General features: G+C 51.0%; 14 protein-coding genes and 1 pseudogene. 6 read left to right on the top strand and 9 right to left on the bottom strand.

Annotation, left to right across the window (positions count from 1 at the left end):
• Nucleotides 1–65 precede the first annotated feature (65 nt).
• Nucleotides 66–2,039 carry a KUP/HAK/KT family potassium transporter gene (locus tag KM934_RS09965; protein WP_215760465.1) on the top strand — a complete coding sequence of 658 codons (1,974 nt, stop codon included), beginning with the start codon at nt 66–68 and terminating at the stop codon, nt 2,037–2,039.
• A gap of 120 nt (nt 2,040–2,159) precedes the next feature.
• A complete protein-coding gene (locus KM934_RS09960) occupies nt 2,160–2,618 on the top strand; it encodes a DUF4890 domain-containing protein (RefSeq protein ID WP_215760464.1) in 459 nt (152 codons plus the stop codon).
• Between the two features lie 197 nt (nt 2,619–2,815).
• Here KM934_RS09960 and KM934_RS09955 read toward each other — a convergent pair.
• Nucleotides 2,816–4,368 (bottom strand): annotated as a pseudogene (locus KM934_RS09955) (IS1182 family transposase).
• A gap of 820 nt (nt 4,369–5,188) precedes the next feature.
• Between KM934_RS09955 and feoB the strand changes: the two are divergent.
• Nucleotides 5,189–7,672 carry a ferrous iron transport protein B gene (gene feoB / locus KM934_RS09950; protein ID WP_215760463.1) on the top strand — a complete coding sequence of 828 codons (2,484 nt, stop codon included), beginning with the start codon at nt 5,189–5,191 and terminating at the stop codon, nt 7,670–7,672.
• A gap of 160 nt (nt 7,673–7,832) precedes the next feature.
• Here the strand turns inward: feoB and KM934_RS09945 are convergent, their stop codons facing one another.
• From KM934_RS09945 to KM934_RS09910, 8 genes are all read right to left on the bottom strand, one after another.
• A complete protein-coding gene (locus tag KM934_RS09945) occupies nt 7,833–8,177 on the bottom strand; it encodes a hypothetical protein (RefSeq protein WP_215760462.1) in 345 nt (114 codons plus the stop codon).
• Nucleotides 8,178–8,437: 260 nt separating this feature from the next.
• On the bottom strand, nt 8,438–8,743 hold the full coding sequence (locus KM934_RS09940) for a winged helix-turn-helix domain-containing protein (protein WP_215760461.1): 306 nt from the start codon (nt 8,741–8,743) through the stop codon (nt 8,438–8,440).
• 557 nt (nt 8,744–9,300) lie between these two features.
• A complete protein-coding gene (gene nqrF / locus KM934_RS09935; protein WP_215760460.1) occupies nt 9,301–10,572 on the bottom strand; it encodes an NADH:ubiquinone reductase (Na(+)-transporting) subunit F in 1,272 nt (423 codons plus the stop codon).
• Nucleotides 10,573–10,577: 5 nt separating this feature from the next.
• Nucleotides 10,578–11,186, bottom strand: a complete 609-nt coding sequence (gene nqrE / locus KM934_RS09930) for an NADH:ubiquinone reductase (Na(+)-transporting) subunit E (protein WP_215760459.1) — start codon at nt 11,184–11,186, stop codon at nt 10,578–10,580.
• A 2-nt stretch (nt 11,187–11,188) separates the two neighbouring features.
• A complete protein-coding gene (locus KM934_RS09925) occupies nt 11,189–11,818 on the bottom strand; it encodes an NADH:ubiquinone reductase (Na(+)-transporting) subunit D (RefSeq protein WP_215760458.1) in 630 nt (209 codons plus the stop codon).
• 23 nt (nt 11,819–11,841) lie between these two features.
• Nucleotides 11,842–12,543 (bottom strand): NADH:ubiquinone reductase (Na(+)-transporting) subunit C, encoded by a 702-nt coding sequence (gene nqrC, locus KM934_RS09920; RefSeq protein WP_215760457.1) that lies wholly within the window; start codon nt 12,541–12,543, stop codon nt 11,842–11,844.
• Nucleotides 12,544–12,554: 11 nt separating this feature from the next.
• On the bottom strand, nt 12,555–13,715 hold the full coding sequence (locus tag KM934_RS09915; RefSeq protein ID WP_215760456.1) for an NADH:ubiquinone reductase (Na(+)-transporting) subunit B: 1,161 nt from the start codon (nt 13,713–13,715) through the stop codon (nt 12,555–12,557).
• Nucleotides 13,716–13,752: 37 nt separating this feature from the next.
• Complete coding sequence (locus KM934_RS09910) at nt 13,753–15,105, bottom strand: Na(+)-translocating NADH-quinone reductase subunit A (protein ID WP_215760455.1); 1,353 nt, start codon at nt 15,103–15,105, stop codon at nt 13,753–13,755.
• A gap of 190 nt (nt 15,106–15,295) precedes the next feature.
• Between KM934_RS09910 and KM934_RS09905 the strand changes: the two genes are divergently transcribed.
• The 3 genes from KM934_RS09905 (at nt 15,296) to rho (ending at nt 23,899) form a co-directional block, all read left to right on the top strand.
• Nucleotides 15,296–19,765, top strand: a complete 4,470-nt coding sequence (locus KM934_RS09905; RefSeq protein WP_252344964.1) for a translocation/assembly module TamB domain-containing protein — start codon at nt 15,296–15,298, stop codon at nt 19,763–19,765.
• A 154-nt stretch (nt 19,766–19,919) separates the two neighbouring features.
• On the top strand, nt 19,920–21,695 hold the full coding sequence (gene rpsA / locus KM934_RS09900) for a 30S ribosomal protein S1 (RefSeq protein WP_215760466.1): 1,776 nt from the start codon (nt 19,920–19,922) through the stop codon (nt 21,693–21,695).
• A gap of 218 nt (nt 21,696–21,913) precedes the next feature.
• A complete protein-coding gene (gene rho / locus KM934_RS09895) occupies nt 21,914–23,899 on the top strand; it encodes a transcription termination factor Rho (protein ID WP_215760454.1) in 1,986 nt (661 codons plus the stop codon).
• Nucleotides 23,900–23,979: the final 80 nt, after the last annotated feature.

Genomic DNA, 23,979 nt, shown 5'->3' with positions numbered 1-23,979 from the left:
CTGACAATTAGATCGTTAGGTTGTTTTTGACTGATTTACGAGCATCCCTAATTAAGAGAATAAATATGAAAGAAAAAACAGAAAGTTCAGCAGTCTGCCATCATCATCGAGTAGGCTTCCTGGGATTGCTCATAACATTAGGCATCGTGTTTGGAGATATCGGAACATCACCCCTCTATGTGATGAAGGCCATCCTCCATACAGGCGAAACCATCAACGAGAGCACTATCCTGGGCGCATTGTCCTGCATCATCTGGACGCTCACCCTTCAGACCACCATCAAATACGTATGCGTGGCACTGCGAGCCGACAACAATGGCGAAGGAGGCATTCTTGCCCTCTATGCCCTGCTGCGCCGACTCAAGAACAAGTGGATTTATTTATTGGCTATCATTGGCGCAAGCACCTTGCTGGCAGATGGAATCATTACCCCAGCCATCACGGTTACCACAGCCATCGAAGGACTCGAAAGCATCAGTCCCAACCTGCCGGTCATTCCTATCACCCTTGCCATTATCACGATCATCTTCTTCGTGCAGCGCTTTGGCACCGAAAGCATAGGCAAGTCGTTCGGAGTCTTCATGCTGCTTTGGTTCCTGCTGCTGGGCGTGACGGGAGCTTTCAGCATCACGTCTTATCCATTGATACTGAAGGCTTTCAATCCTTATTATGCAGCCATACTGCTGGCCAAATCACCAGAATGGTTCTTGATTCTGGGTGCCGTATTTCTCTGTACCACGGGTGCTGAGGCACTTTACTCCGACCTGGGGCATTGCGGTAGGAAGAACATCGCCATCAGCTGGGGTTTTGTTAAGACCATGCTCATTCTCAACTATCTAGGACAGGGAGCATGGGTGCTGAACCATGTGCCGACAGCATTGTCCGTGAATCCATTCTTTTCCATCATGCCGCAGAGCCTACTGTTCTTCTCCATCATCATGGCCACGGGTGCGGCAATCGTTGCGAGTCAGGCACTTATCAGCGGAACCTTCTCCATATTGAGCGAAGCCATGAACCTGCACTTCTGGCCCCGCATGCGAATCAAGCATCCTACCCATGTAAAGGGACAGCTCTATATCCCGATGATCAACCTTGCCATGTACATCGGCGTGGTTATCATCATCCTGCTCTTTCGCGACTCCTCGCACATGGAGGCAGCCTACGGACTCGCCATCACCATCACTATGCTGATGACCACCCTGTTGCTCGGTTTCTACCTGCACAGCAAGGGCGTGTCGCGAATCCTCACGATATTGTTTATGGGCGCATACTGCACCATCGAGGCCATCTTTCTGGCAGCCAACCTGTCGAAGTTTCTCGCAGGAGGATGGTGTACGATGCTCATAGGCGGCATCCTGTTCCTGATGATGTATGTATGGGTGAGAGCCATGAAGATACGCCGCCATTATATCAGCGCCAAACCTCTGGACGACTATTATCAGATTATCTCCGACATCAAGACCGACGAGAGCATTCCCAAGTACGCCTCCAACCTTGTCTATATAAACCATGCCAACCAGGAAGGTACCGTAGACGACAAACTGCTCTACTCAATCATCAACAAGCAGCCTAAACGTGCTGACCATTACTGGCTTATCAACATGGAGTTTGCCGATACACCAGACACATTGGAATACAGCTGCGAAACCCTTGTGCCCGACACGCTTTACAGCATAACGATGCACATAGGTTTCCGCATAGAACCACGTGTGAGTCTATATCTGCGACAAGTGGTGGAAGATCTTGTGGCAAGCAAGAAGGTGGATTTAAGAAGCACTTATCCTTCGCTTCGCAAAAACAGAATCCCTGGAGATTTCCGATTCATCATCATTCATCGCGTATATTATCCGGAGAGTTCCGGCAACCGCCAGCAGAACTTGTTGATGACTTTATACGCTCTTATCAGCAAGATAGGTATCGACGAGCCAAAGGCATTGGGTCTCGACACTTCTATGGTGGTGGTAGAACGTGTGCCGCTCATAATCGACCAAAGCAATAGAAGCGGCAGGCGCATCATACAAATTGCGGAAGAAAAGTAAGGTTTTTATGGCGTAGGCGTTAAACCCTTGGTAGGTATGTGCGTCAAAACAATAGTTGTACAACAAAACAGAGGTTCACAAGAATCTTGAAAACAAGTAGAACTATTAATAACGCAAACAATGATGAAGAAATTATTGATGATGATGGTAGTTGCGCTGAGCATGGTGCTGACTGCCAATGCACAGAGTAATGACGACCAGCAGGTCGGAAGCCAGCACAAGAATAGGGCAGAGATGGTGCAGAAGATGACCAATCGCATGGTGGAGCGCTATGGGCTCAACGACGACCAGGCCAAGCAACTGCTGAAGTTGAACGAGACATACCAAGGCAAGTTTATGGCTCGCCGCCCAGGCATGGGCCAGCGCCAGCTTGACAAGGCGCAGTGCGACAGCTGCCAGCATGCCTCCAAAGCGCAGCGCCCCACAAAGGAGCAGGCCGAGGCCATGATGAAGATTATGAAGGAGCAACGCGAGGCCTACAAGGCTGAGGTGAAGAAAATAATGACCGCGGAACAGTTTGCCAAGTATGAGGAAGACTGCAAGAACAACCGTCCCGGTCGTAAACGCGCTGTACGCTAAGAATCCCCCCTTAGGGTTCAGGTAGGAGGGTGTGTCATAATTGACTATGGTCATTTATGGTGCACCCTCCTTTTGTATATCGTTTAGCGAGAGTAAAACCAAAGTTTTTTATTTATTTTTGTTATATGGTGCCCCATTGTCTTAAAATTGCCATCCAGACACTCTACGAAACAGAAAATATGGCAAACACAGGCCCATTATACCGCCTTTTTCAACTTTCTACACATTTTCTTCAGATTGAAGGCAATGGCAAAGAAGGCAAAGTCCATTTCGACCTTGTCTTTTCCAAAATGTCTGAATCGTTTGTAGCCGTAGTCAGCCTTCATCTGCCCAAAGACCGCCTCTGGTTCGATGCACCTACGACCTCGATGCTTTATTCCATCCTCAGATGTCAGCCTTTCTGATGCTTTGCGCTTGTATTCCTTCAAGCGGTGATTGACTTCTATGACTCTGTTTCCTTTAGCCTTGAAACAAGATCCTCTAAGCGGGCATCCTTCGCAGTTTTGGGCTCTGTACCTTACGCTTTCCGTCTGGTATCCATTTGCTGTCTTGTCGAGCTTGGTGCCAATGCGTTCCATGTGCAGCCCCATCGGGCATACATAATAGTCTTGTTCGGCATTGTAGAAGAAGCTGTCCTGATGAAATGGACTTGGAGCATAGTGCATACGCTGCTCCTTGTGGAACATGTTGTATTTGACGTAGGCCTCGATACCGTTCTCCTCCATAAAGCGGTAGTTTTCCTCAGAACCGTAGCCAGAGTCAGCAACCTCAGTACTTGCCAGATGTCCATAGCGTGCAGCAAAGGAGCACATGAATGGAATGTATGTCAGAGTGTCTGTGGGATTGGGGAACAAGGCGTAGTTGAGAATGAACTGATTCTCGGTGCCTATCTGCAGATTGTATCCAGGTTTGGTCTGTCCATTGTTCATCGCATCCTCCTTCATGCGCATGAAGGTGGCATCGGGGTCCGTCTTGCTGAAGGAGTTTCTCTTGCCGAGCGTTTCCTTCTTCTGTTCATAATCTGCAAGAGAGACCGCCTTTTTCTCTATCTCCTTTATCTGCTTCTTTTTCTCACGCAGTGCTTTCTTCGCCTCTTTTGCCTGTGGCCCTCTTTCGACAACTCCTCTTTCAGACGTGATGTTATCTCGCAGATAATGGCTGGGGTTATCTCGATTGACTCGGGCTTGATTGCATTGTCCTGGGCTATAGCGTCGTCTACCTGAGACAGGAGCACGGCAAGCTGACGCTTGAGCTTGTCTATATTGCGTTCCACGTTCTTGCGCCAGACAAAGGTGTACTTGTTGGCCTTGGACTCTATCTTCGTGCCGTCGACATACTCCACATCAAGTGTGATAAAACCTTTCTCTGCCAACAGAAGAACCAACTGTGTGAACACGTTTGAAATCTCGTCTTTCACACGGTTGCGGAAGCGGTTGATGGTGATGAAGTCAGGCTTGTTGTAGCCTGCAAGCCAAATAAAGTGGATATCGCGTTTTAGCAATTCCTCTATGCGGCGACAAGAATAAATATTGTTCATGTAGGCGTAGATGATCACCTTGAGCATCATACGGGGATAGAATGCATTACGCCCTTTTACATGATAAAGTTTCAATATGTTGCTGATATCAATCTTGTCAAGCACATAGTCGATAATGCGTACTGGAGCGTCATCGGCGATATCTTCGTCGATTCTTGAAGGAAAAAGCAGGATTTCCTTGCTTAGATTGGGAATAAATTGTACCTTTGACATATTAGAAATTTCTTTCCATAAAGGTACAAAAAAAATATGGAATAGCAAAGCCCGAGCTTGTGAAAGTTCGGGCTTTGTGATATTTTAAAAGAGGGTGTGAATTTTGACACACCCCCATGTAAGGACATGAATTTCGGGTTTTATTGTGCGTTCGCCTTTCAGTGAGTTGTTGCGTCGAGGGCCTTCTCTGGACAGATTGGGCCTTAGACAATTTGTTGGGAATTTTGGTCATTAAGTTGGTTCGGATTATCGCGTGAAATAGATAGCCAAACGCCCCTTTTTGTGCGTTTGGAACGACGAAACGAAGCTTTGCGTTCACAATAAGCCATGTTTCGCGTCTCGATAGACCATGTATCGCATTGCGGTTAAGCATGTTTCATCACCCGAAAGACCATGTATCGCATTGCGGTTAGGCATGTTTCGCATGGTGTAAAGTGACGCGCGAAATGAAAGAAGATGGGCTTTTGCGATAAAGCATTGATTGTCAGCTGGTTGCGAAAGTGTGCCGAGAATCGCGTATTTGCGGCCGAAGGCGAGATGGTTTCAAAAAACAGTGTAGATTCCTATGTAGATTGTTGCGATTTTTGTTAAATCTATCCACGCCCAGGCAGAGGCATGCGTCAGCACGACAAGGAGCAGAGCGATAGCCGCAAGTAAGCCGATAAGCCGCAGCGACCTTTCTCTCTTTTAGGTATTGTGATGCGCCATTTGTTTCGCGCCATACCTATTAGTAGGTATATGTATGGTAAAAATTCACCATTGCTTACTCTTTGCCAATTTATATTTGTACTTTTGCAGCGATTTTTAAGCAATACGTAACATGAAATTATCAGAGTTGCATACAGGCCAAACAGGCATCATCGTCAAGGTGATGGGGCATGGCGGATTTCGCAAACGTGTGGTGGAAATGGGCTTTATCAAAGGCAAGACCGTGGAGGTGTTGCTCAACGCCCCATTCAAGGACCCCGTGAAATACCGTATCATGGGTTATGAGGTTAGTTTGCGCCACTCGGAGGCCGACATGATTGAGGTGGTTACCGAGCACGAGGCACGGCAGATAAGACAACAAGATAGGCTGGAGGATGCCGACCAACTGCGCACCGTGGTGGAGGCGAGCGATCCCGACGACGTGGCCATTACCGACGCCCAGTTGGCCGACGAGGCTGATAAGCGACATAAGGTGATCAATGTGGCGCTGGTGGGAAACCCTAACTGTGGCAAGACCTCATTGTTCAACTTTGCCAGTGGCGCCCATGAGCGCGTGGGCAACTACAGCGGTGTGACCGTCGACGCGAAGGAGGGACACGCCACGTTTGAGGGTTACGAGTTTAATCTCGTTGACCTTCCCGGCACCTATTCGTTATCGGCCTATTCGCCCGAGGAACTGTATGTTCGCAAGCAGTTGGTTGAGAAGACCCCCGATGTGGTGGTTAATGTGATCGACGCATCGAACCTCGAGCGCAATCTCTACCTGACCACCCAGCTCATCGATATGCACATTCGTATGGTGGTGGCCCTCAATATGTTTGACGAGACGGAGCAACGAGGCGACAACATCAACCTCGATGCCCTGTCGAGCCTCTTTGGTGTGCCCATGCAGCCCACGGTGTTCACCACGGGTCGCGGTGTGAAGGAACTCTTCCATAAGGTGATTGAGGTGTATGAGGCTACGGAGGGTGCCGACGCCCACTTCCGTCACATCCACATCAAGCATGGTCATGAGATAGAGCACGGCATTGCCGAGATACAAGATCACCTGAAGAAGGAGCACGGATTGCGCGAGCGCTACTCTACGCGCTACCTGGCCATCAAACTGCTTGAGAACGACAAGGAGGTGGAGCAGCTGGTTAGGACGTTCCCCGACGCTGATGAGATTCTGAAACATCGCGACGAGGCGGCCAAGCGTGTGAAGGAGGAAACGAAGGAAGATTCGGAAACGGCAATCATGGATGCCAAGTATGGCTTTATACATGGCGCCCTTGCCGAAGCCGGCTATACCACGGGAAATGGAAAGGACACCTATCAGCTTACGCACCTGTTGGATAGGATTCTGACCAATCGGTTCGTGGGATTCCCCATCTTCATAGCCCTTTTGGCGCTGATGTTCTTTGTGACGTTCAACCTGGGCGCTTATCCTATGGACTGGATCGACCAGGGTGTGGGGCTGCTGGGCGAACTCGTGGGAACCTACATGCCCGATGGACCTGTGAAGGATATGCTGGTGGATGGCATCATTGGTGGTGTGGGAGCCGTTATCGTGTTCCTGCCACAGATTCTGATTCTCTACTTCTTCATCTCGTTTATGGAAGACAGTGGATACATGTCGCGTGCGGCATTTATCATGGATAAGCTCATGCATAAGATGGGACTGCATGGCAAATCGTTCATCCCGCTCATCATGGGCTTTGGATGTAATGTGCCAGCGGTGATGGCCACGCGCACCATTGAGAGCCGTCGCTCGCGCATCGTAACGATGTTGGTGCTGCCGTTCATGAGCTGTGAGGCGCGCATACCTATTTATATAATGGTTATCGGAACGTTCTTCTCGCTGAAAATGCAATGGGTTATCATGACGGCACTTTATCTGATTGGCATCGCTATGGCGGTGGTGATGAGTAAGGTCTTTACGAAGTTTATGATGAAAGGCGAGGACACACCGTTTGTTATGGAATTGCCGCCTTACCGTTTCCCCACGGCCAAGGCTGTGAGCCGACACACGTGGGAGAAGGGCAAGCAGTATCTCAAGAAAATGGGAGGAATCATCCTGGTGTCGACCATCATTGTGTGGGCTTTGGGCTACTTCCCCCACAACGAGGCGCTCACAGAGCAACAGCAGCAGGAACAAAGCTATATCGGACGTATTGGACAGACCGTGGAGCCTGTGTTCGAGCTCCAAGGATTCAGTTGGAAGATGGACGTTGGTCTGCTTGCTGGTGTGGGTGCTAAGGAGATTGTGGCTTCCACGATGGGCGTGCTTTACGCCAACGACGAGAGCCTGGCCGACGATTCGGAGGTGGGCCAAGGCGAGAGCCGATACGAAAAACTGCACACGCTCATGGTGGGCGATGTGGCTCAGATGCATGGTTTGGCACCTTCGGATGGGCGTGTGGAGGCAGTGGCTACGCTGACGGCTTTCTGCTTCCTGCTCTTTGTGTTGCTTTATTTCCCCTGTTTGGCTACCATAGCGGCCATCAAGGGCGAGACGGGATCGTGGAAGTGGGCGCTTTTCGCAGCTGCTTACACCACGCTCACGGCCTGGGTGGTATCGGCCTTGGTGTTCAGAATAGGCTTGCTCTTCATCTGATATGCCATTCTGCTACTGGTGCTTGGTATGAGACGAGGGGCGATGATGGGTTGCTAATGCAAGGGGCTCCTCTGATAGTAGTCGAGCCTTTTGCCTTGATCTTGTAAAAGCGTTACTGGTAGATGAGGCAATGGCGCCCAATCGTTCCATGGTTGGGAGGTTATGAATTGATGTTGTCGAACAGCGTCGGCCCTGTTTGCTTGGCCGGCTTCTGTTGGGCAACGTCAGGACATTCGTCCTCCGTAGGAAGAAATGACAATTGGGTGGTTTGGGCCTTGATGCTTTTGGGGTTCAAACGATAGGTTCCCCATGAGGGATGGTCTAAGAGGTCTTGGGAATAGCGACTGTTTTGTTGGAGAAAGAGCAACACGCGACGCTTCACCTCCTCCAAACTAACCTTGTTGAATAGGTCGTTTTGAGAATTATAGACATGAAGGATAATCTTGCGAACGCGCAAGCCCTCAGGTCCAGCTTCAGCGAGGATTTTAAGGATCTCTTCTCTCATAAATAAACCACTTGTGGTTATTTTGTTTTCTGTTTGGCGATGCTTCGTTTGCTGCCGTTTGCTATAGCCATGCTGATGGTGTGGCGTATTGGGCCGATACGGTGCAGAATGTTACATGCCGATAGAATGGCCTTGCGGAATGGGATGGCGTCGTGAATGGCAAATGGTATAACCAAGTTGGGTCTAATGTCTGAATTTGAATAAAAAAGAGCCGCAACTCACGCTTATGAGCTGCGGCTCTTTTATGGCTTTTTATACGATTAGGCAAGTACAACCTTACCCTCAGCACCTTTCACTTTGCCCTCCTTGAGCAACCATCCTATACCCAGCAGAATCTCGGTCTCTGTCTTACCAGTGGTCTTGACGAGCTCCTCAACGCTCTGAGCCTCACCAGCTGCTGCAAGTGCATTGTAAACATCACCAGCGCGGAAACCAGCATTGTCAGCGTCTACGAATACCGTAGCCTTCTTAGTGGTCTTCTTTACTGTAGTCTTCTTTGCTGCTGTTGTTTTTGTTGCAGTTGCCTTTGTTGCGGCTGCCTTACTTGTAGTCTTCTTCTCTGTCATGATTAAGTAAATTTAATGCTCTCTTTAAAATAACTTTCTGATTATCAAGTTATCCGTTTGCAAAAGTACGACATTTTTTTTGAACAGGGGCTACCGTTTGTTCTAAAATAACACCTTTTATTGTGTTGAAGAAGGGATTATTTGATATTTTTTGATTTATGTCAAGACGCGTGGTCTTGAAATTTCCATTTTCTCGTAGAATACTCCTGATATTATGCAAGTTAGACAGAGTCTTAAAAAATATTACTATCCAGCTTTTTTCTCTCTTTTTCGGTCTTTTTCCCTCTTATTCGCTCTTGTTTCGCTTACCAACCTTGCCCTTATCATCTTTTTGCTTGGTTGCATACCCCCTATGGTCTTTGCATCTCGTCCGAAGCAGGATCTTCTCGCTCATATTTGAGCGAGCCACCAGCATTTTTCTTGTCTCTCCTTGCTTTAATGACCCTCCAAGCCTATAACAACCCACAGAAACTCTTAACCCCTATAAACGCAACAAAGCCGCTGAAAATCAGCGGCTTTGTTAATGTTTGCTATAAGTTTATTTTGGTTTGTTTGTATTAACCAAAATTGTCGTACATAATGCTTTCCGGATCGACACCCAGGCTATCGAGATAGTCGGTTACGGTCTTGATAAGCATGGGAGGTCCGCAAAGGTAGTACTCGCAGTCCTCTGGTGCCTCATGATCCTTCAGGTAGGTGTCGCGTACACAGTTGACCGCGAAGCCTGCATAGTACTTCACGCCGGCTGCGTCAGCGACGGGATCGGGACGGTCCAATGAGAGGTGGAGATGGAAGTTGGGGAATTGCTTCTCAAGCTCCCAGAAATCCTCCATGAAGAAGGCTTCATTCAGGCTACGGGCACCATAGAAGAAGTGGAGCTCACGGTCGGTGCAATGCAACGTCTTCGTCATGTGCATGATCTGCGAGCGGAGCGGAGCCATACCTGCTCCTCCACCAATCCAAATCATCTCCTTCTTAGAGTCGAAATGGGGATGGAAATCTCCATAAGGACCACTCATCATTACCTTGTCGCCGGGCTTCAGACTGAAGATGTAACTTGAGCCAATACCTGTAGGTACGTTTTGGAAGCCAACCTGCGGACGCGGCAGGAACGGAGTGGTTGCAATACGGACGGTAAGGGTAATGATGTCGCCCTCAGCGGGATAGTTGGCCATAGAGTAGGCGCGTATCGTGGGAACGGGGTTGTGGGCCTTCAGCGAGAGAATGTTGAATTTCTCCCATGCGCCGATATAGTCTTCGCCAATCAGCGACTTGTCGAAATCCTTGTCGTAGTCGATGCAGTCGTATGCTGGAATCTTGATCTGGGCGTATGATCCAGGAACGAAGTCCATGTGCTCACCTGGGGGAAGAGCCACCTTGAACTCCTTGATGAAGCTCGACACGTTCTTGTTGCTAATGACGGTGCACTCCCATTCCTTAACGCCCATGATCGACTCGTCGATCTTGATCTTGAAGTCGCCTTTGACCTTGGTCTGGCATCCGAGACGCCAATGCTCCTTGATCTGCTTGCGAGTGAAGTGGGGACGCTCTGAATCGAGAATCTCACCGCCGCCCTCGAGCACCTGAACCTTACACTGGCCGCAACTGGCCTTACCACCGCAAGCGGAGGGGAGGAAGATGCCGTTGGCGTTGAGTGTGGTCATAAGCGAATCGCCTTGAGGCACATTCAGGGTCTTGGTGTCGTTGATGGTAATGGTGACATTGCCGCTCGGGCTTAAGTATTTCTTGGCCACCAAGAGAATGATGACCAAAAGGAGTATCACTGCAAGGAACACTCCTACGCTATTGATGATGAAACTGAAATCCATGATCTTTAAATTTTAAGTCCTGAAAAGCACATCATGGCCATGGCCATAAGTCCTACGGTGATGAAGGTGATGCCAAGTCCGCGCAAGGGCTGGGGAACATCGCCGTACTGCATCTTCTCGCGGATAGCACCCATTGATGTAATGGCGAGCACCCAACCAATTCCTGAGCCGAAGGCATATACGATGGCATCCCAGACGGAGCCGATGTACTGCGTGTTGCTCGGATCAAGGTTGATGCGCTGCTGCATGAACAGAGAGGCACCCATGATGGCGCAGTTCACAGCGATCAACGGCAGGAAGATACCCAGTGAGGCATACAGAGAGGGCGAATAACGCTCCACAACCATCTCTACAATCTGCACCATGCCAGCAATGACAGCGATAAAGAGAATGAAACTCAGATATGACAGGCCCAGCGGATCGAGCACTTTCGTCTGAAGCAGATAGTCAACCGGTACGGTCACCACCAGCACAAAGGTAACGGCCAAGCCGAGACCGAATGATGTCTTTACGTTCTTCGATACGGCAAGGAACGAGCACATGCCGAGGAAGAAGGCAAATATCATGTTGTCCACAAAGATGGACCGGAAAAACAAGCTAATGAGGTGTTCCATAATTATTTCTTATCTTCTTTGTAAAAGAATGCACGATGAACCCAAATAACGCAACCCAGCAGGATGAGTGCCATGGCAGGCATGGTCATCATGCCGTTGTTTGCGTAGCCGAAGTCGTAGAAGCAATCGGGGATGATTTGGAAGCCCAGAAGGCTGCCGCGGCCCAAAAGCTCGCGCAGGCCGCCCACAATCACAAGGATCAAGGCGTAACCCAAGCCATTGCCAATACCGTCGAGGAAACTTGGCCAAGGCTTGTTCATCATGGCAAAAGCCTCAAGGCGACCCATGAGGATACAGTTGGTGATGATCAGACCCACGTACACCGAGAGCTGAACGCTCACGTCATAGGCGAATGCTTTTAAGATCTGGCTAACGATGGTAACCAGGGCGGCAACTACAACGAGCTGCACAATGATACGGATACGCATAGGAATGGTGTTGCGAATGACCGAGATGATCACGTTGGCAAATGCCGTGATGACGGTCACTGCAAGACCCATAACGATGGCTGGCTCGAGCTGTGCGGTGACCGCAAGCGCTGAACAGATGCCAAGCACCTGCACCAGTATCGGGTTGTCGAGGTTCAACGGGTTACCGAGAACCTCTCGGTTTTGTTTGCTTAATAAACTCATCTTTTTAGGATTAAAGTTTGATGTTATTTTGCATTGAGGAACTTAGTGTATTGTCCCAGACCTTCCTGAAGCATCTGAGTGACACCATTAGAGGTAAGGGTGGCACCCGTGACGGCGTTGACCTGCGTCGACGGATCTTCCACCTTCTTTTCCACAGCTAAGGCAATGGATGTGTGGTTGTCGCCAGCAAACAGGTGCTTGCCTTGGAACTGCTCCTGCCATGCCTGGTCGTCCTTAATGGCTGATCCCAGACCAGCGGTCTCACTCTCGTGGTTGAAGTAGGCTCCGAAAACCGTTGCCTTGTCATCGTTAATGGCAATGTAACCGTTGATGGCGCCCCAAAGGCCCATGCCGTAAACGGGAATGACATATTTTGTCTTGCCGTCCACCTTGCAGACGAACACGGCCAGTTTGCCATTCTTTGCGTCGGCAGAGTTCAGTTTGAAACCCTTTTCGGTTCCGCCAGCCTTGCCACTCTCTTTCACTTGGCCGTCTTCACCGATGATGTCATCGGAGATAACCACCTCTTTATATTTCTGTGCTGCGGCCTCGTTGTTCAGGCCACGGATATTGAGGGCGTATAAGATTTGCTTCTGCTTGTCGAGCGCAACGTTGGCGTCTTGAGCAGGCTTGAGTGCCTGGAAGGTTAATGCCAACAGGAAAGCGACAATCAGCACAAGGACTACCGAATACGTAATCGTGTATGAATTGGAATTTGTTTTCATGCTTTTACTCCTTATTTATTGGTTGCCCGCTTTGCGCGTTTGGAAATATTGGCCTCCACCACGCAATGGTCGATGAGCGGCGCAAACATGTTTCCGAAGAAGATGGCGAGCATCATACCCTCGGGATAGCCAGGGTTCATCACTCGAACGATGATGGCTACGGCGCCAATGAGGAAGCCGTAGATCCACTTGCCTGTCTCGGTGCGAGCTGAGGTGACGGGATCGGTTGCCATGAAGACAGCTCCAAAGCAGAAACCGCCCAGGACAATGTGCTCATACCATGCGATAGGGGTTGAGCCAGTTGCTGTGAACAGAAGGGCCATTGCGATACCACCCAGGAATACCGAAGCCATGGTTTTCCAACTGGCAATGCCTGCCCACAAGAGAATGACGGCGCCTATAGCGATGGCAACGACCGATGTCTCACCGATAGAGCCAGGGATGAAGCCTAAGATCATATCAGACAATGTGGCGTTGCTGTTCAGGCCTTGTGAGATGAGTCCGAGCGGTGTGGCCTCAGTGAATGTCTCAGGTAGTGTGTAGCCCAGTCCGAAGATAGAATCCTGTGCCACCCAAACCTTGTCGCCCGTCATCTGGCTTGGGTAAGAGAAGAACAAGAACATGCGGGCTGCAACGGCCACGTTGAAGATGTTCATACCTGTGCCGCCCCAGATCTCCTTAACGAAGATAACGGAGAAAGCAATGGCCAGCACCAGCATCCACAGCGGTGTGTTGACGGGGATAATCAGGGGAATGATGATACCGCTAACGAGGTATCCTTCCTGAATCTCCTCGTGCTTCCATTGTGCCCATGCGAACTCAATGCCAAGACCAACGATGTAGCTGACAAGAATCTTGGGAAGAATGGCCAGGAGTCCAAAGACGAACATGCCCATGAAGCTGGTTTCGGCGAGCTTGCCTGCAGCCAGTGCGTTTTGGTATCCAATGTTGTACATGCCAAACAGCAGTGCCGGCATCAATGCGATGACGACCATACTCATGATGCGTTTGGAGTCGATGGCGTCATGGATGTGCGCTCCGCTCTTCGAGGTGGTCTCGGGCACGAAGAGGAATGAGCCAAAGCCATCGTAGATGCTTTGGAAAGCGTGCCATTTGCCGCCCTCTTCAAAGAGAGGTTTTATTTGGTCGAAATATTTCTTTAATCCACTCATAGTTTTTATGTGTTAATTACCTAAGTGTTGTCCTATCTTAAGCATTCTCCTTGCGCAGGATGTCGAGACCCTGTCTGACGATCTTCTGCAGCTCCAGCTTTGAGGAATCCACAAATTCGGCCACGGCGAAGTCTTCAGGGCTTACCTCGTAGATGCCGAGTTGCTCCTGCTTGTCGATGTCGCCGGTGATAATGGCCTTGATGAGGAACTCTGCATAGATGTCCATTGGCAGCACCTTGTCGTACTCGCCGCTCATGATCATGTGGCGCTCGCCACCCTTGATACGTGCGTCGAGGTCATACTCGTGGTTCTTGCCCTGCAGCCATGAAAAGTAGCTGCGCGACACAGAGAAGTCTTTCGTTCTCGGCAGAATCCATCCTAAGATTTCCTCCTTGTCGTCGCCCTCGGGAATGGCTGTCACCTCAGATGTGTGGGCGCCTAAGTAATCGTTGAGCGTAGCGCGCTCACCGGTCAGCGGATTGCCGTTGATGATGCGCACGTGGTCGGTTGCAACCAGTTTGCCATTAAGGATGTCGGCCAATTGGGTTCCCTCCAAAACGTCGGCGTAAGCAGGTTCCTTGATTTGGCTTCCGGCAATAGCGATGGTCTTGCGGAGGTCCACTTTGCCTGTAAGGAACAGGCGACCGATAAAGATAACTGATGTGGGGTCTACCGTCCAAACCGTCTCGCCACGGTTCACCGGGTCGATGTGGTTGATCTGCACGCCCACGTTGCCAGCCGGACAAGGACCGTCGAATACGTTGAGGTCGATGTCCTGGGCCTCTGTCAGCGCTTTTGCCGTTTGCTTGGCGCCCACGCCCAGATGCACTGTTGCGATGCGGTTCAGGGCCTTCAAACCAGCCAGGAACGCATCCTCGTTGCCCTCCAGCTCATACTCGAAGTCGTTGGCCAACGGCATGTCGCGCAGAGCCGAGACGAAAATGCCCTTAGGAGTAGTGCAGGGATCTGTGGAAATGGCATACGGCAGTTGGTTGATGTAACCAAACAGACCGGCCTCAAGCAGCAACTGCTTCACGGCGTTTCCGTCCATCTTGCTGGCATCGTGCTGACCGAAGTCTCGATAGTCCAACTTGTCGTCGGCTTCTACGCTGACGCTCAAGACGCGTCGACGCTCTCCGCGCAAGATTGACTTGACTGTTCCACTCACAGGTGAGGCAAACTTAACCTCGGGAAATTGTTTGTTGACAAACAAGGCGTCACCAGCAAGGACATGGTCTCCTTCCCTGACAACAACCTTGGGGACGATGCCGGTGAAATCGGAAGGGCGCAAGGCCACCGTCTTGGAGGCTTGGCACTCTACCTTTTTCTTGATGGCTCTTCCTTTTAGGTTAATGTCTAAGCCTTTACGCAACTTAATAACATTTGCCATAAAATAGAATATAATTGTTTATTGATATCCAATAATAGTATGCGGACTTCAACTTTTCTTGACTTTTATAGGTCAGTTGTGTTGCATCTTTCCAAATCAGCTGCAAATATACACAATATTTAATTCATTTAGGATATTTTTGCTGATTTTATTTCTATTATGAGTTTATTTTTCTAATTTTGCATAAAGATTGAAAAGGGTTAAACATTTCATCAATACGATTGTATGGGCTTTGGTAGGCTTGTACGTGGTCGTTGTCGTCATGGTAAATATCCCCATGGCTCAATCGTTCATTGCTCATCGGTTGGCTCGGGCCCTTTCGTCGAAGTTGGGCACCCCAGTCTCTGTGGGGCGTGTTGATGTGGGGTTGTTCAATCGCTTGATCGTTGACGACGTGTCGTTGGTCGACCAAAAGGGCGTTCCCTTTTTTAAGGCCACCCGCCTTTCGGTCAAGGTGGATTACCTGGAGGCCATGTATGGTAGAGTTGCCATTACGTCGGCGCAGGTGTTTGGCATGAAGGCCCGTCTTTATCGTGCGAATGCCGACTCGCCGCTTAATATTCAATACGTCATCGATTCGCTTGCGTCGAAGGACACGACGGGCCACAAGCCCTTGGATTTGCAGATCAGCAGTTTGATTATCCGTCATGGTGAGATGAGCTACGACCAGCTCAATGTGCCTCGTAAGGCTACGCTCGACGTCCACCATTTACACGTTCGCGACCTGAGTTCCCATATTATTCTCAATGCCCTGCGCGACGATTCTCTGAATCTTAACGTCAAGAAGATAGCCTTCAATGAGCGCTCAGGCTTCCGTTTGAAGAGTCTTTCGTTCAAGGTTGTGGCCAACACCCGTCATGCTCATTTGGAAGATTTCAAGTTGCTCATGCCCCAATCCCAGTTGTTGACCGACGGCATTACAGCCAACTATCGTGTGCGGAATAAGCAGTTGGAGTCTGGTTCGTTGCATTTCGACGGTAAGATCAACACTTCCTACATCAGTCCTCGCGACATGGCGTTTCTGGATAAGGCGTTGGGTCGCTATGCCACCCCCTTGGTTTTCTCCATCGCTTTTACGGGAACCTCCAATAGTTTGAACATCCATCGGTTAGACGCCATTATCGCCCACGAGGCCCACGCCAAGTTGTTGACTGCTCCGGCCGACGCCTCTTTGAGTGCCCATGGCTCCGTATTGTCGTGGAGCACCAAGCCCCGTTGGAATGCTGTTGTTGAGCGTTTCGCTGTCAACAACAACTTGCTGAGCCTGCTTTCGTCGCGCCTTCCTGCCTTTGTGCCGCGTTTGGGCGATGTGAGCTATCGCGGCAAGGCAAGTGGAGTGGGGCGTGACGTGAAGGCGCAAGGCACACTTCACACCTCTGAGGGTGATGCCAACCTTGCGTTTGCCATGGTCGACAACAAGTTTAAGGGCCATCTCGAAACCGACGGTGTAAACGTGGGCAAGATCCTCGACGACGCTCGTTTGGGATTGTTGGCCGCCAATCTGGATGTCACTGGCGACCTTCCGCATAAGCGTTACGTAGCCAAGGGGCATATTGGCCGCTTCGATTGGAACCAATATAAGTACCAGGGTCTCACCCTCGACGCCACTTACGACCAAGGGCAAGCCGAGGGTAAGGTGGCCATCGACGACCCCAATGTTGCCGCTGTGGTACAAGGCTTTTGGAACGGAAGTAAGAGTTGTCCGTCGGGCAATCTGACGGCTGTGGTCACCAAGGTGAACCCAACTGCCTTGCACTTTGCGGGAAACAGTCAAGCGGGCGCTGTTTACGGCGGCCGTGTGGCGGCCGACTTCAGTGGTCGCTCGCTTTCGACCCTCGCTGGAAACCTCAAGGTGAACGACTTCTATGTCACCAAGGCCGATGAGGAGTATCGCTTGGACAACTTAGAGTTGGCCTTGGGTTCCAATGCCTCAGAGCGATTCCTTACTTTCGACAGCGACTTCGGCCATGGTGAAGTGCGGGGCAAGTTCGACTACGCTTCCCTGTTGCAAAATCTCGAGAACCTTGTCGTGGCGCAGTTGCCAAGTCTCCAGAAGTTCACCCCACTTCGCCACCGTCCCGTCCGTTCCGACAACGTTACACTCCAAGCGTCAATTACGCGTGGCGATTGGCTGCGCCATTTGCTCGGATTGCCCATTGAGATCAACGCCCCCATAGACCTCAATGCCACCTTGTCGTCCCAATCGCGATATGTTGATTTACAGCTTAATGCCCCTGATATCGTTTACGGCAACCGCCATCTTCGTCAAGTGAACGTCAGTGTTACGTCGCCTAATGAGAACCTGTGCGCTGAGGTCAAGGCTATCCAAATGGGTTCTAATGGCATCGGAACCGATTTGCAGGTCAACGCGACGGCCGAGCAGGACGAGTTGTCTACCGAAATCCGGCTCGACAACCACGCCCGTCGCCATCGTCTCAAGGGCCGTTTGCTTTCCATGATTCAGTTTGGCAAGAACGACCAAGGAGTCACCGAGGCGCGTTTCAACATGCGCCAGTCTGAGCTGTCCATTGGCGACACCTTGTTTACCATTCATCCCGCAAGTGTTGTTTACAGTAAGAACCACCTGGAAGTCAACGATTTGGCCGTCAGCAGTGGCCACCAATACGTTAAGGTGGCAGGCGTGGCTTCCAAGGGCAGCGACGATTCCATCACCGTTGATCTGAAGGATGTGAACGTAGAGTACGTTCTCGACCTTGTGGGCTTCCACTCGGTTGAGTTCAGCGGCTTTGCGTCGGGCCAGGCCTACGTCACCCATTTGTTTGATGGGGCGGGCGGTCATGCCGACCTTCGTGTCAATCGGTTCCAGTTTGAGGATGGCAATATGGGAACCCTGATGGCCAAGGTGGGATGGAACCCAGAGGAAGAGCAAATCGACATCGACGCCCAGGCAGTGGACACCCTCGGCGGCCTGTGGGTAACCGACACGCGTCTCACCACCATACGAGGTTATGTGTCGCCCAAGCGCAATTACATCGATTTGGACATCCTGGCCAAAGATACTCGTGGCGATTTCGTGCAGTCGTTCTGTTCCAGTTTCATGGGCGACGCCGACATTACCATCAATGGCGACCTGCGTCTTTGGGGCGACTTGAAGAAAATCAACCTCACGGGCGATGCCGTGGCCCGTGGCACCATGCACATCAAGCCGCTCAACACCACCTACGAGCTTCAGAACGACACCATCCACTTCCTCGTCAATGAGATTCGCTTCTCGGGCGACACCCTTCGCGACCGCAATGGCAATGTGGGCGTGTTCAACGGCTCGTTGTACCACCAGCACCTGTCGCGCCTGACCTACGACTTCGACGTGCAGCTCCATCACCTGCTTGGCTACGATTGGGACGGCAGCGATGGCAGCGCGTTCTATGGCACGGTGTACGCCAGTGGCGACGTTCATCTGAAAGGTCGCTCGGGCGAGGTGATCATCGACATCAACGCCACGCCCGAGAAAGGATCGCAGGTCGTCTACAATGTCTCCAATCCCGATGCCATCGCCTCGCGCGAGTTTATCCATTGGGCCTCTCGCGACACGATGTCGTTGGCGAGCGATCATTTGCATTTAGACCCGACGTCCAACGATGATGACGATGATTACGACATGCCCACCAACATCCATATCAACTTCCTTATCAACACCACAGCTGACGCCACGTTGAAGGTCATCATGGACAACACCTCGGGCGATTACATCTCGCTCAACGGCTCAGGCGTGATCCGTGCCTTCTATTATAATAAAGGTGGACTGGATGTTTATGGCAACTATCTCATCGACCATGGCGTTTACAAACTGACCATCCAAAACATCATCAAGCGCGATTTCGACTTCCTTCAGGGAGGCCTCATCGCTTTTGGTGGCGACCCGTACCAGGCCGATCTCAACCTGAAAGCCCAATACCAGTTGAATTCCGTAAGCCTCTCCGACCTGCAGTTGGGCCGCAGCTTCTCGGGCAATAACATCCGTGTGAACTGTTTGATGAATATCACTGGAACGCCCGCCTCGCCCAAGGTCGACTTCAGTATGGACCTGCCCACCGTAGGCACCGATGCCAAGCAGATGATTTACAGCATCATCAACAGTGAGGAAGAGATGAACCAACAGGTGCTTTACCTGCTGGCCGTCGGTCGTTTCCTCTCGCCAGGCAGCAATAACGCCATGGGTGCCAACAATGGCGAGAAGCAAACCAGCCTCGCCATGCAGAGCATTCTTAGCGGCCAGCTCAGTCAGCAGATCAACAATGTGTTGAGTACCGTCATCAACGACAACAACTGGAACTTTGGCGCTAATATCTCCACGGGCGACGAGGGGTGGAACAACGCCGAGTATGAGGGCCTCCTCAGTGGTAGGATGCTCAACAACCGCCTGCTCATCAATGGCCAGTTTGGCTATCGCGACAATGTCAATGCCACCACATCGTTTATCGGCGACTTCGACATTCGCTATCTCATCATGCCTAATGGCAACCTTAGCGTGCGCGTCTACAACCAGACCAACGACCGTTATTTCACCCGCAACTCGCTCAATACCCAAGGCATCGGCTTCATCCTGAAGCGCGATTTCAATGGCTGGCGCGACCTGCTTGGCATCAATCGCAAGAAAAAAGGAGGACTAAAAACCTCCAAGTCTGTTAAAAAACCATAATTGCCTAATATTAGTTCTTGCGTAATTCGGCCTAATCCACTACAAATAAGTACCTTTGCACCCGATTTGCGAAGGTGTGGTATGTCCGCACCCGACTATTTCACATAAAGTCTAACTTTATTAATTATTAAACATTTATTTACTTATGTCAAATTTGAACGACATCAAAAACGTTAAGCCATTGGACGACTTCAATTGGGAGGAGTTTGAGAATGGCTCACTGAGCGCTGCCAGCAAGGAAAACCTGGAGAAGGCTTACGACGAGACTCTCAACAAGATTCAGGAGCATGAGGTTGTAGAGGGTACCGTTATCTCTGTCGACAAGAAAGAGGTTGTTGTCAACATCGGTTACAAGAGCGATGGCATCATCCCCGCCTCTGAGTTCCGCTACAATCCCGACCTGAAGGTTGGCGACAAGGTGGAAGTCTATGTTGAGGACCAGGAGGACAAGAAGGGTCAGCTCGTTCTCTCTCACAAGAAGGCTCGCCTGAGCAAGAGCTGGGAGAAGATCAACGAGGCTCTCGACAACGACGAGGTTATCCAGGGTTACATCAAGTGCCGCACTAAGGGCGGTATGATTGTGGATGTGTTTGGCATCGAGGCCTTCCTGCCCGGCAGCCAGATTGATGTTCACCCCATACGCGACTACGATGTGTTCGTAGGCAAGACCATGGAGTTCAAGGTTGTGAAGATCAACCAGGAGTTCCGCAATGTTGTGGTTTCTCACAAGGCTCTCATCGAGGCCGAGTTGGAGGCCCAGAAGAAGGAAATCATCTCTCACTTGGAGAAGGGTCAGGTTCTCGAGGGTACCGTCAAGAACATCACCTCTTACGGTGTGTTTGTTGACCTCGGTGGCGTCGACGGACTGGTGCACATCACCGACCTGTCTTGGGGCCGCGTTAGCGATCCCCACGAGGTTGTTGAGCTCGACCAGAAGATCAATGTTGTTATCCTCGACTTCGACGAGGAGAAGAAGCGCATTGCTCTCGGTCTGAAGCAGCTGACTCCTCATCCTTGGGATGCCCTCGACGCTAACCTAAAGGTTGGCGACCACGTGAAGGGTAAGGTTGTCGTTATCGCCGACTACGGTGCATTCGTTGAGATCCAGCCTGGTGTTGAGGGTCTGATCCACGTCTCAGAGATGAGCTGGAGCCAGCACCTGCGTTCAGCACAGGAGTTCCTGCACGTTGGCGACGAGGTTGAGGCAGTCATTCTGACTCTCGACCGCCAGGAGCGCAAGATGAGCCTGGGTATCAAGCAGCTGAAGGAGGATCCGTGGGAGACCATCGAGACCAAGTATCCTGTTGGCAGCAAGCACACCGCTAAGGTTCGTAACTTCACCAACTTCGGTATCTTCGTTGAGCTCGAGGAGGGTGTTGACGGTCTGATCCACATTTCTGACCTGAGCTGGACCAAGAAGGTGAAGCATCCTTCAGAGTTTACAACTGTTGGTTCTATGATCGACGTTGTCGTTCTGGAGATCGACAAGGAGAACCGTCGTCTGAGCCTCGGCCACAAGCAGCTCGAGGAGAATCCTTGGGACAAGTACGAGAAGATTTATGTTCCCGGCTCAGTTCACGAGGGTACTATCACTGAGATGATGGACAAGGGCGCTGTTGTCACACTCGCTGAGGGTGGTGAGGGCTTCGCTACTCCTAAGCACCTCCAGAAGGAGGATGGCAGCCAGGCCAAGCAGGGTGAGGTTCTGCCCTTCATGGTGATCGAGTTCGCCAAGGAGACACGCCGCATCATCCTGTCTCACTCTCGCACATTCGAGGATGTGAAGGACGACGTGGTGAAGACACACCGTCACGCTCCCCGCAAGCAGAGCGAGGCTCCCGCTATCAACAATGTCGCTGCCGGTACTTCACTCGCCGACCTCGACGTGTTGGCTAAGCTGAAGGCTGATCTCGACAAGACCAACAAGTAATCAATAGATTGCATATTCATCAACGAGCTGATTCCTATGGAGTCAGCTCGTTTTCTTTGCAATGGATTTCATATATTAATATTTGTTAATGGCTAAAATTTGTGTTCGCCATTGATCATATTTCATCTGATTTTTTGTAACTTTGCAATGTAATACATACACTCTGTGTTTCCACGTTGGAAACACGTTCATTCTGGAACACATTCATTATACTCTATATGTATAGCAAAGACGACTTATTATCTAAAAGTTCCACTGAACTTGCGGATATTGCTAACTCTCTTGGCGTTCCTGTCGGTGAAGGACAGGAGGGTGATGACATGATTTATGCCATTCTCGACAAGCAGGCTGAAGAGGAGGGAAAGAACAACCCTTTGGTTTCATCCAAGCGCAAGCGCATCCGTATTGCTAAGACCGAGCCCGACAAGGTTTATTCGGTCAATGGCAATTCAGGCGAGAATTTCGATACCAAGAAGGCACGAAACGCTGCCGAGCAGCCCGGCCTTTTCAAGGATCCCCAGACTCTTAAGAGCGAGGTGGAGGAAACTCCCGTTCTCGATGTGCAGTCGCTTGAGGCCGAGTTGGCCTCGCTTCCTAAGCACCGCGGTCCCAAGACCAAGCGCGAGCGTGAGTTGCTCGAGCTGATTGCACAGGCCAAGCAGAGCACATCACAGGATAACACCATGGCCGACGCTCCCCAGGCCCACAACTTCGACCAAGTGCCCGAGGCTTCACCTTCCGAAAGCCGCGACGCTTTCATTCCCGAGGAGGCTTATTCGCTCAATCGCGATTCTCAGGAGGACAAGAACGCCAACGACAATAAGATTGCCATGTTGCAGGCCAAGGTACAGGCCCACAACGAGAGTGCCGGCGCATCCCAGCAACCATCCGACGACGGTGTGTGGAACGGCGACCCCGGTGATGGCACCGATTTCATCCCTGTGGTGGACCTCCCCATCGAGGACCAGGGGGCTGTGCCCAACTACGACATGTTCGACAACCCCACCGCTTCATATCGTCAGCAAGAGGAGGCTCCTGCTCCTACGCGTCAGCAAATGGCTGAGCCTGAGGCCGACTACGATTTCGCCGACATCATCACGGCCAACGGTGTGCTCGAGATTATGCCCGACGGTTATGGCTTCCTTCGTTCGAGCGATTACAATTACCTTTCTTCGCCCGACGATATCTATGTGGCTAACAACCAGGTAAAGCGTTATGGCCTGAAGACTGGCGACGCCATCCTTTGTCATGTGCGTCCACCGCGCGAGGGCGAGAAATATTTCCCCCTGACCAGCATCGACAAGATCAACGGCCGCGATCCCGCCGAGATACGCGACCGCATGCCGTTCGAGCATCTCACTCCGCTTTTCCCCGAGGAGAAGTTCAATCTCTGCGGCGATCGTGCCACAACCAACTTGTCGACCCGCATTGTCGACCTGTTCTCGCCCATCGGTAAGGGACAGCGCGCCCTCATCGTGGCTCAGCCAAAGACGGGTAAGACCATCTTGATGAAGAACATAGCCAACGCCATTGCCGCCAACCACCCTGAGGCATACCTTATGATGCTCCTCATCGACGAGCGCCCTGAGGAGGTTACCGACATGTCGCGTACGGTCAACGCCGAGGTCATCGCCTCTACGTTCGATGAGCCTGCCGAGCGTCACATTAAGATTGCCGGCATTGTGCTCGAGAAAGCCAAGCGAATGGTTGAGTGCGGTCACGACGTGGTAATCTTCCTCGACTCCATCACCCGTCTGGCTCGTGCCTACAATACCGTTAGCCCTGCCAGTGGTAAGGTGCTTACCGGTGGTGTCGACGCCAATGCCCTGCAGAAACCCAAGCGTTTCTTTGGTGCGGCCCGTAACATTGAGGGTGGCGGTTCGCTCACCATCATTGCCACAGCCCTTATCGACACGGGTTCAAAAATGGACGAGGTGATCTTCGAGGAGTTCAAGGGAACGGGTAACATGGAGTTGCAACTCGACCGCTCATTGTCTAACAAGCGTATGTTCCCGGCTGTCAACCTGGTGGCTTCGAGCACGCGTCGCGACGACCTGTTGCAAGACGACATCACGCTCCAGCGCATGCGTGGCATCCGCAACTACATTGCCGATATGAACCCCATCGAGGCCATGCGTACCATCCACGACCCGTTGGCCACGGCTCGCGACAACAATGAATTCCTTATGTCGATCAATGGTTAGTTCAATCTGAAAGATTCCATATAACTTAGGGGTTGTCGTTTAATTCTAAGAATTCAATATCTATAGACGAGGGTATGCCT

The organism is Hallella faecis (assembly GCF_018789675.1).
Taxonomy (GTDB): Bacteria; Bacteroidota; Bacteroidia; order Bacteroidales; family Bacteroidaceae; genus Prevotella; species Prevotella faecis.
Note: the sequence above shows the minus strand (reverse complement) of the source record. Positions and strands in the feature narration are given on the sequence as shown.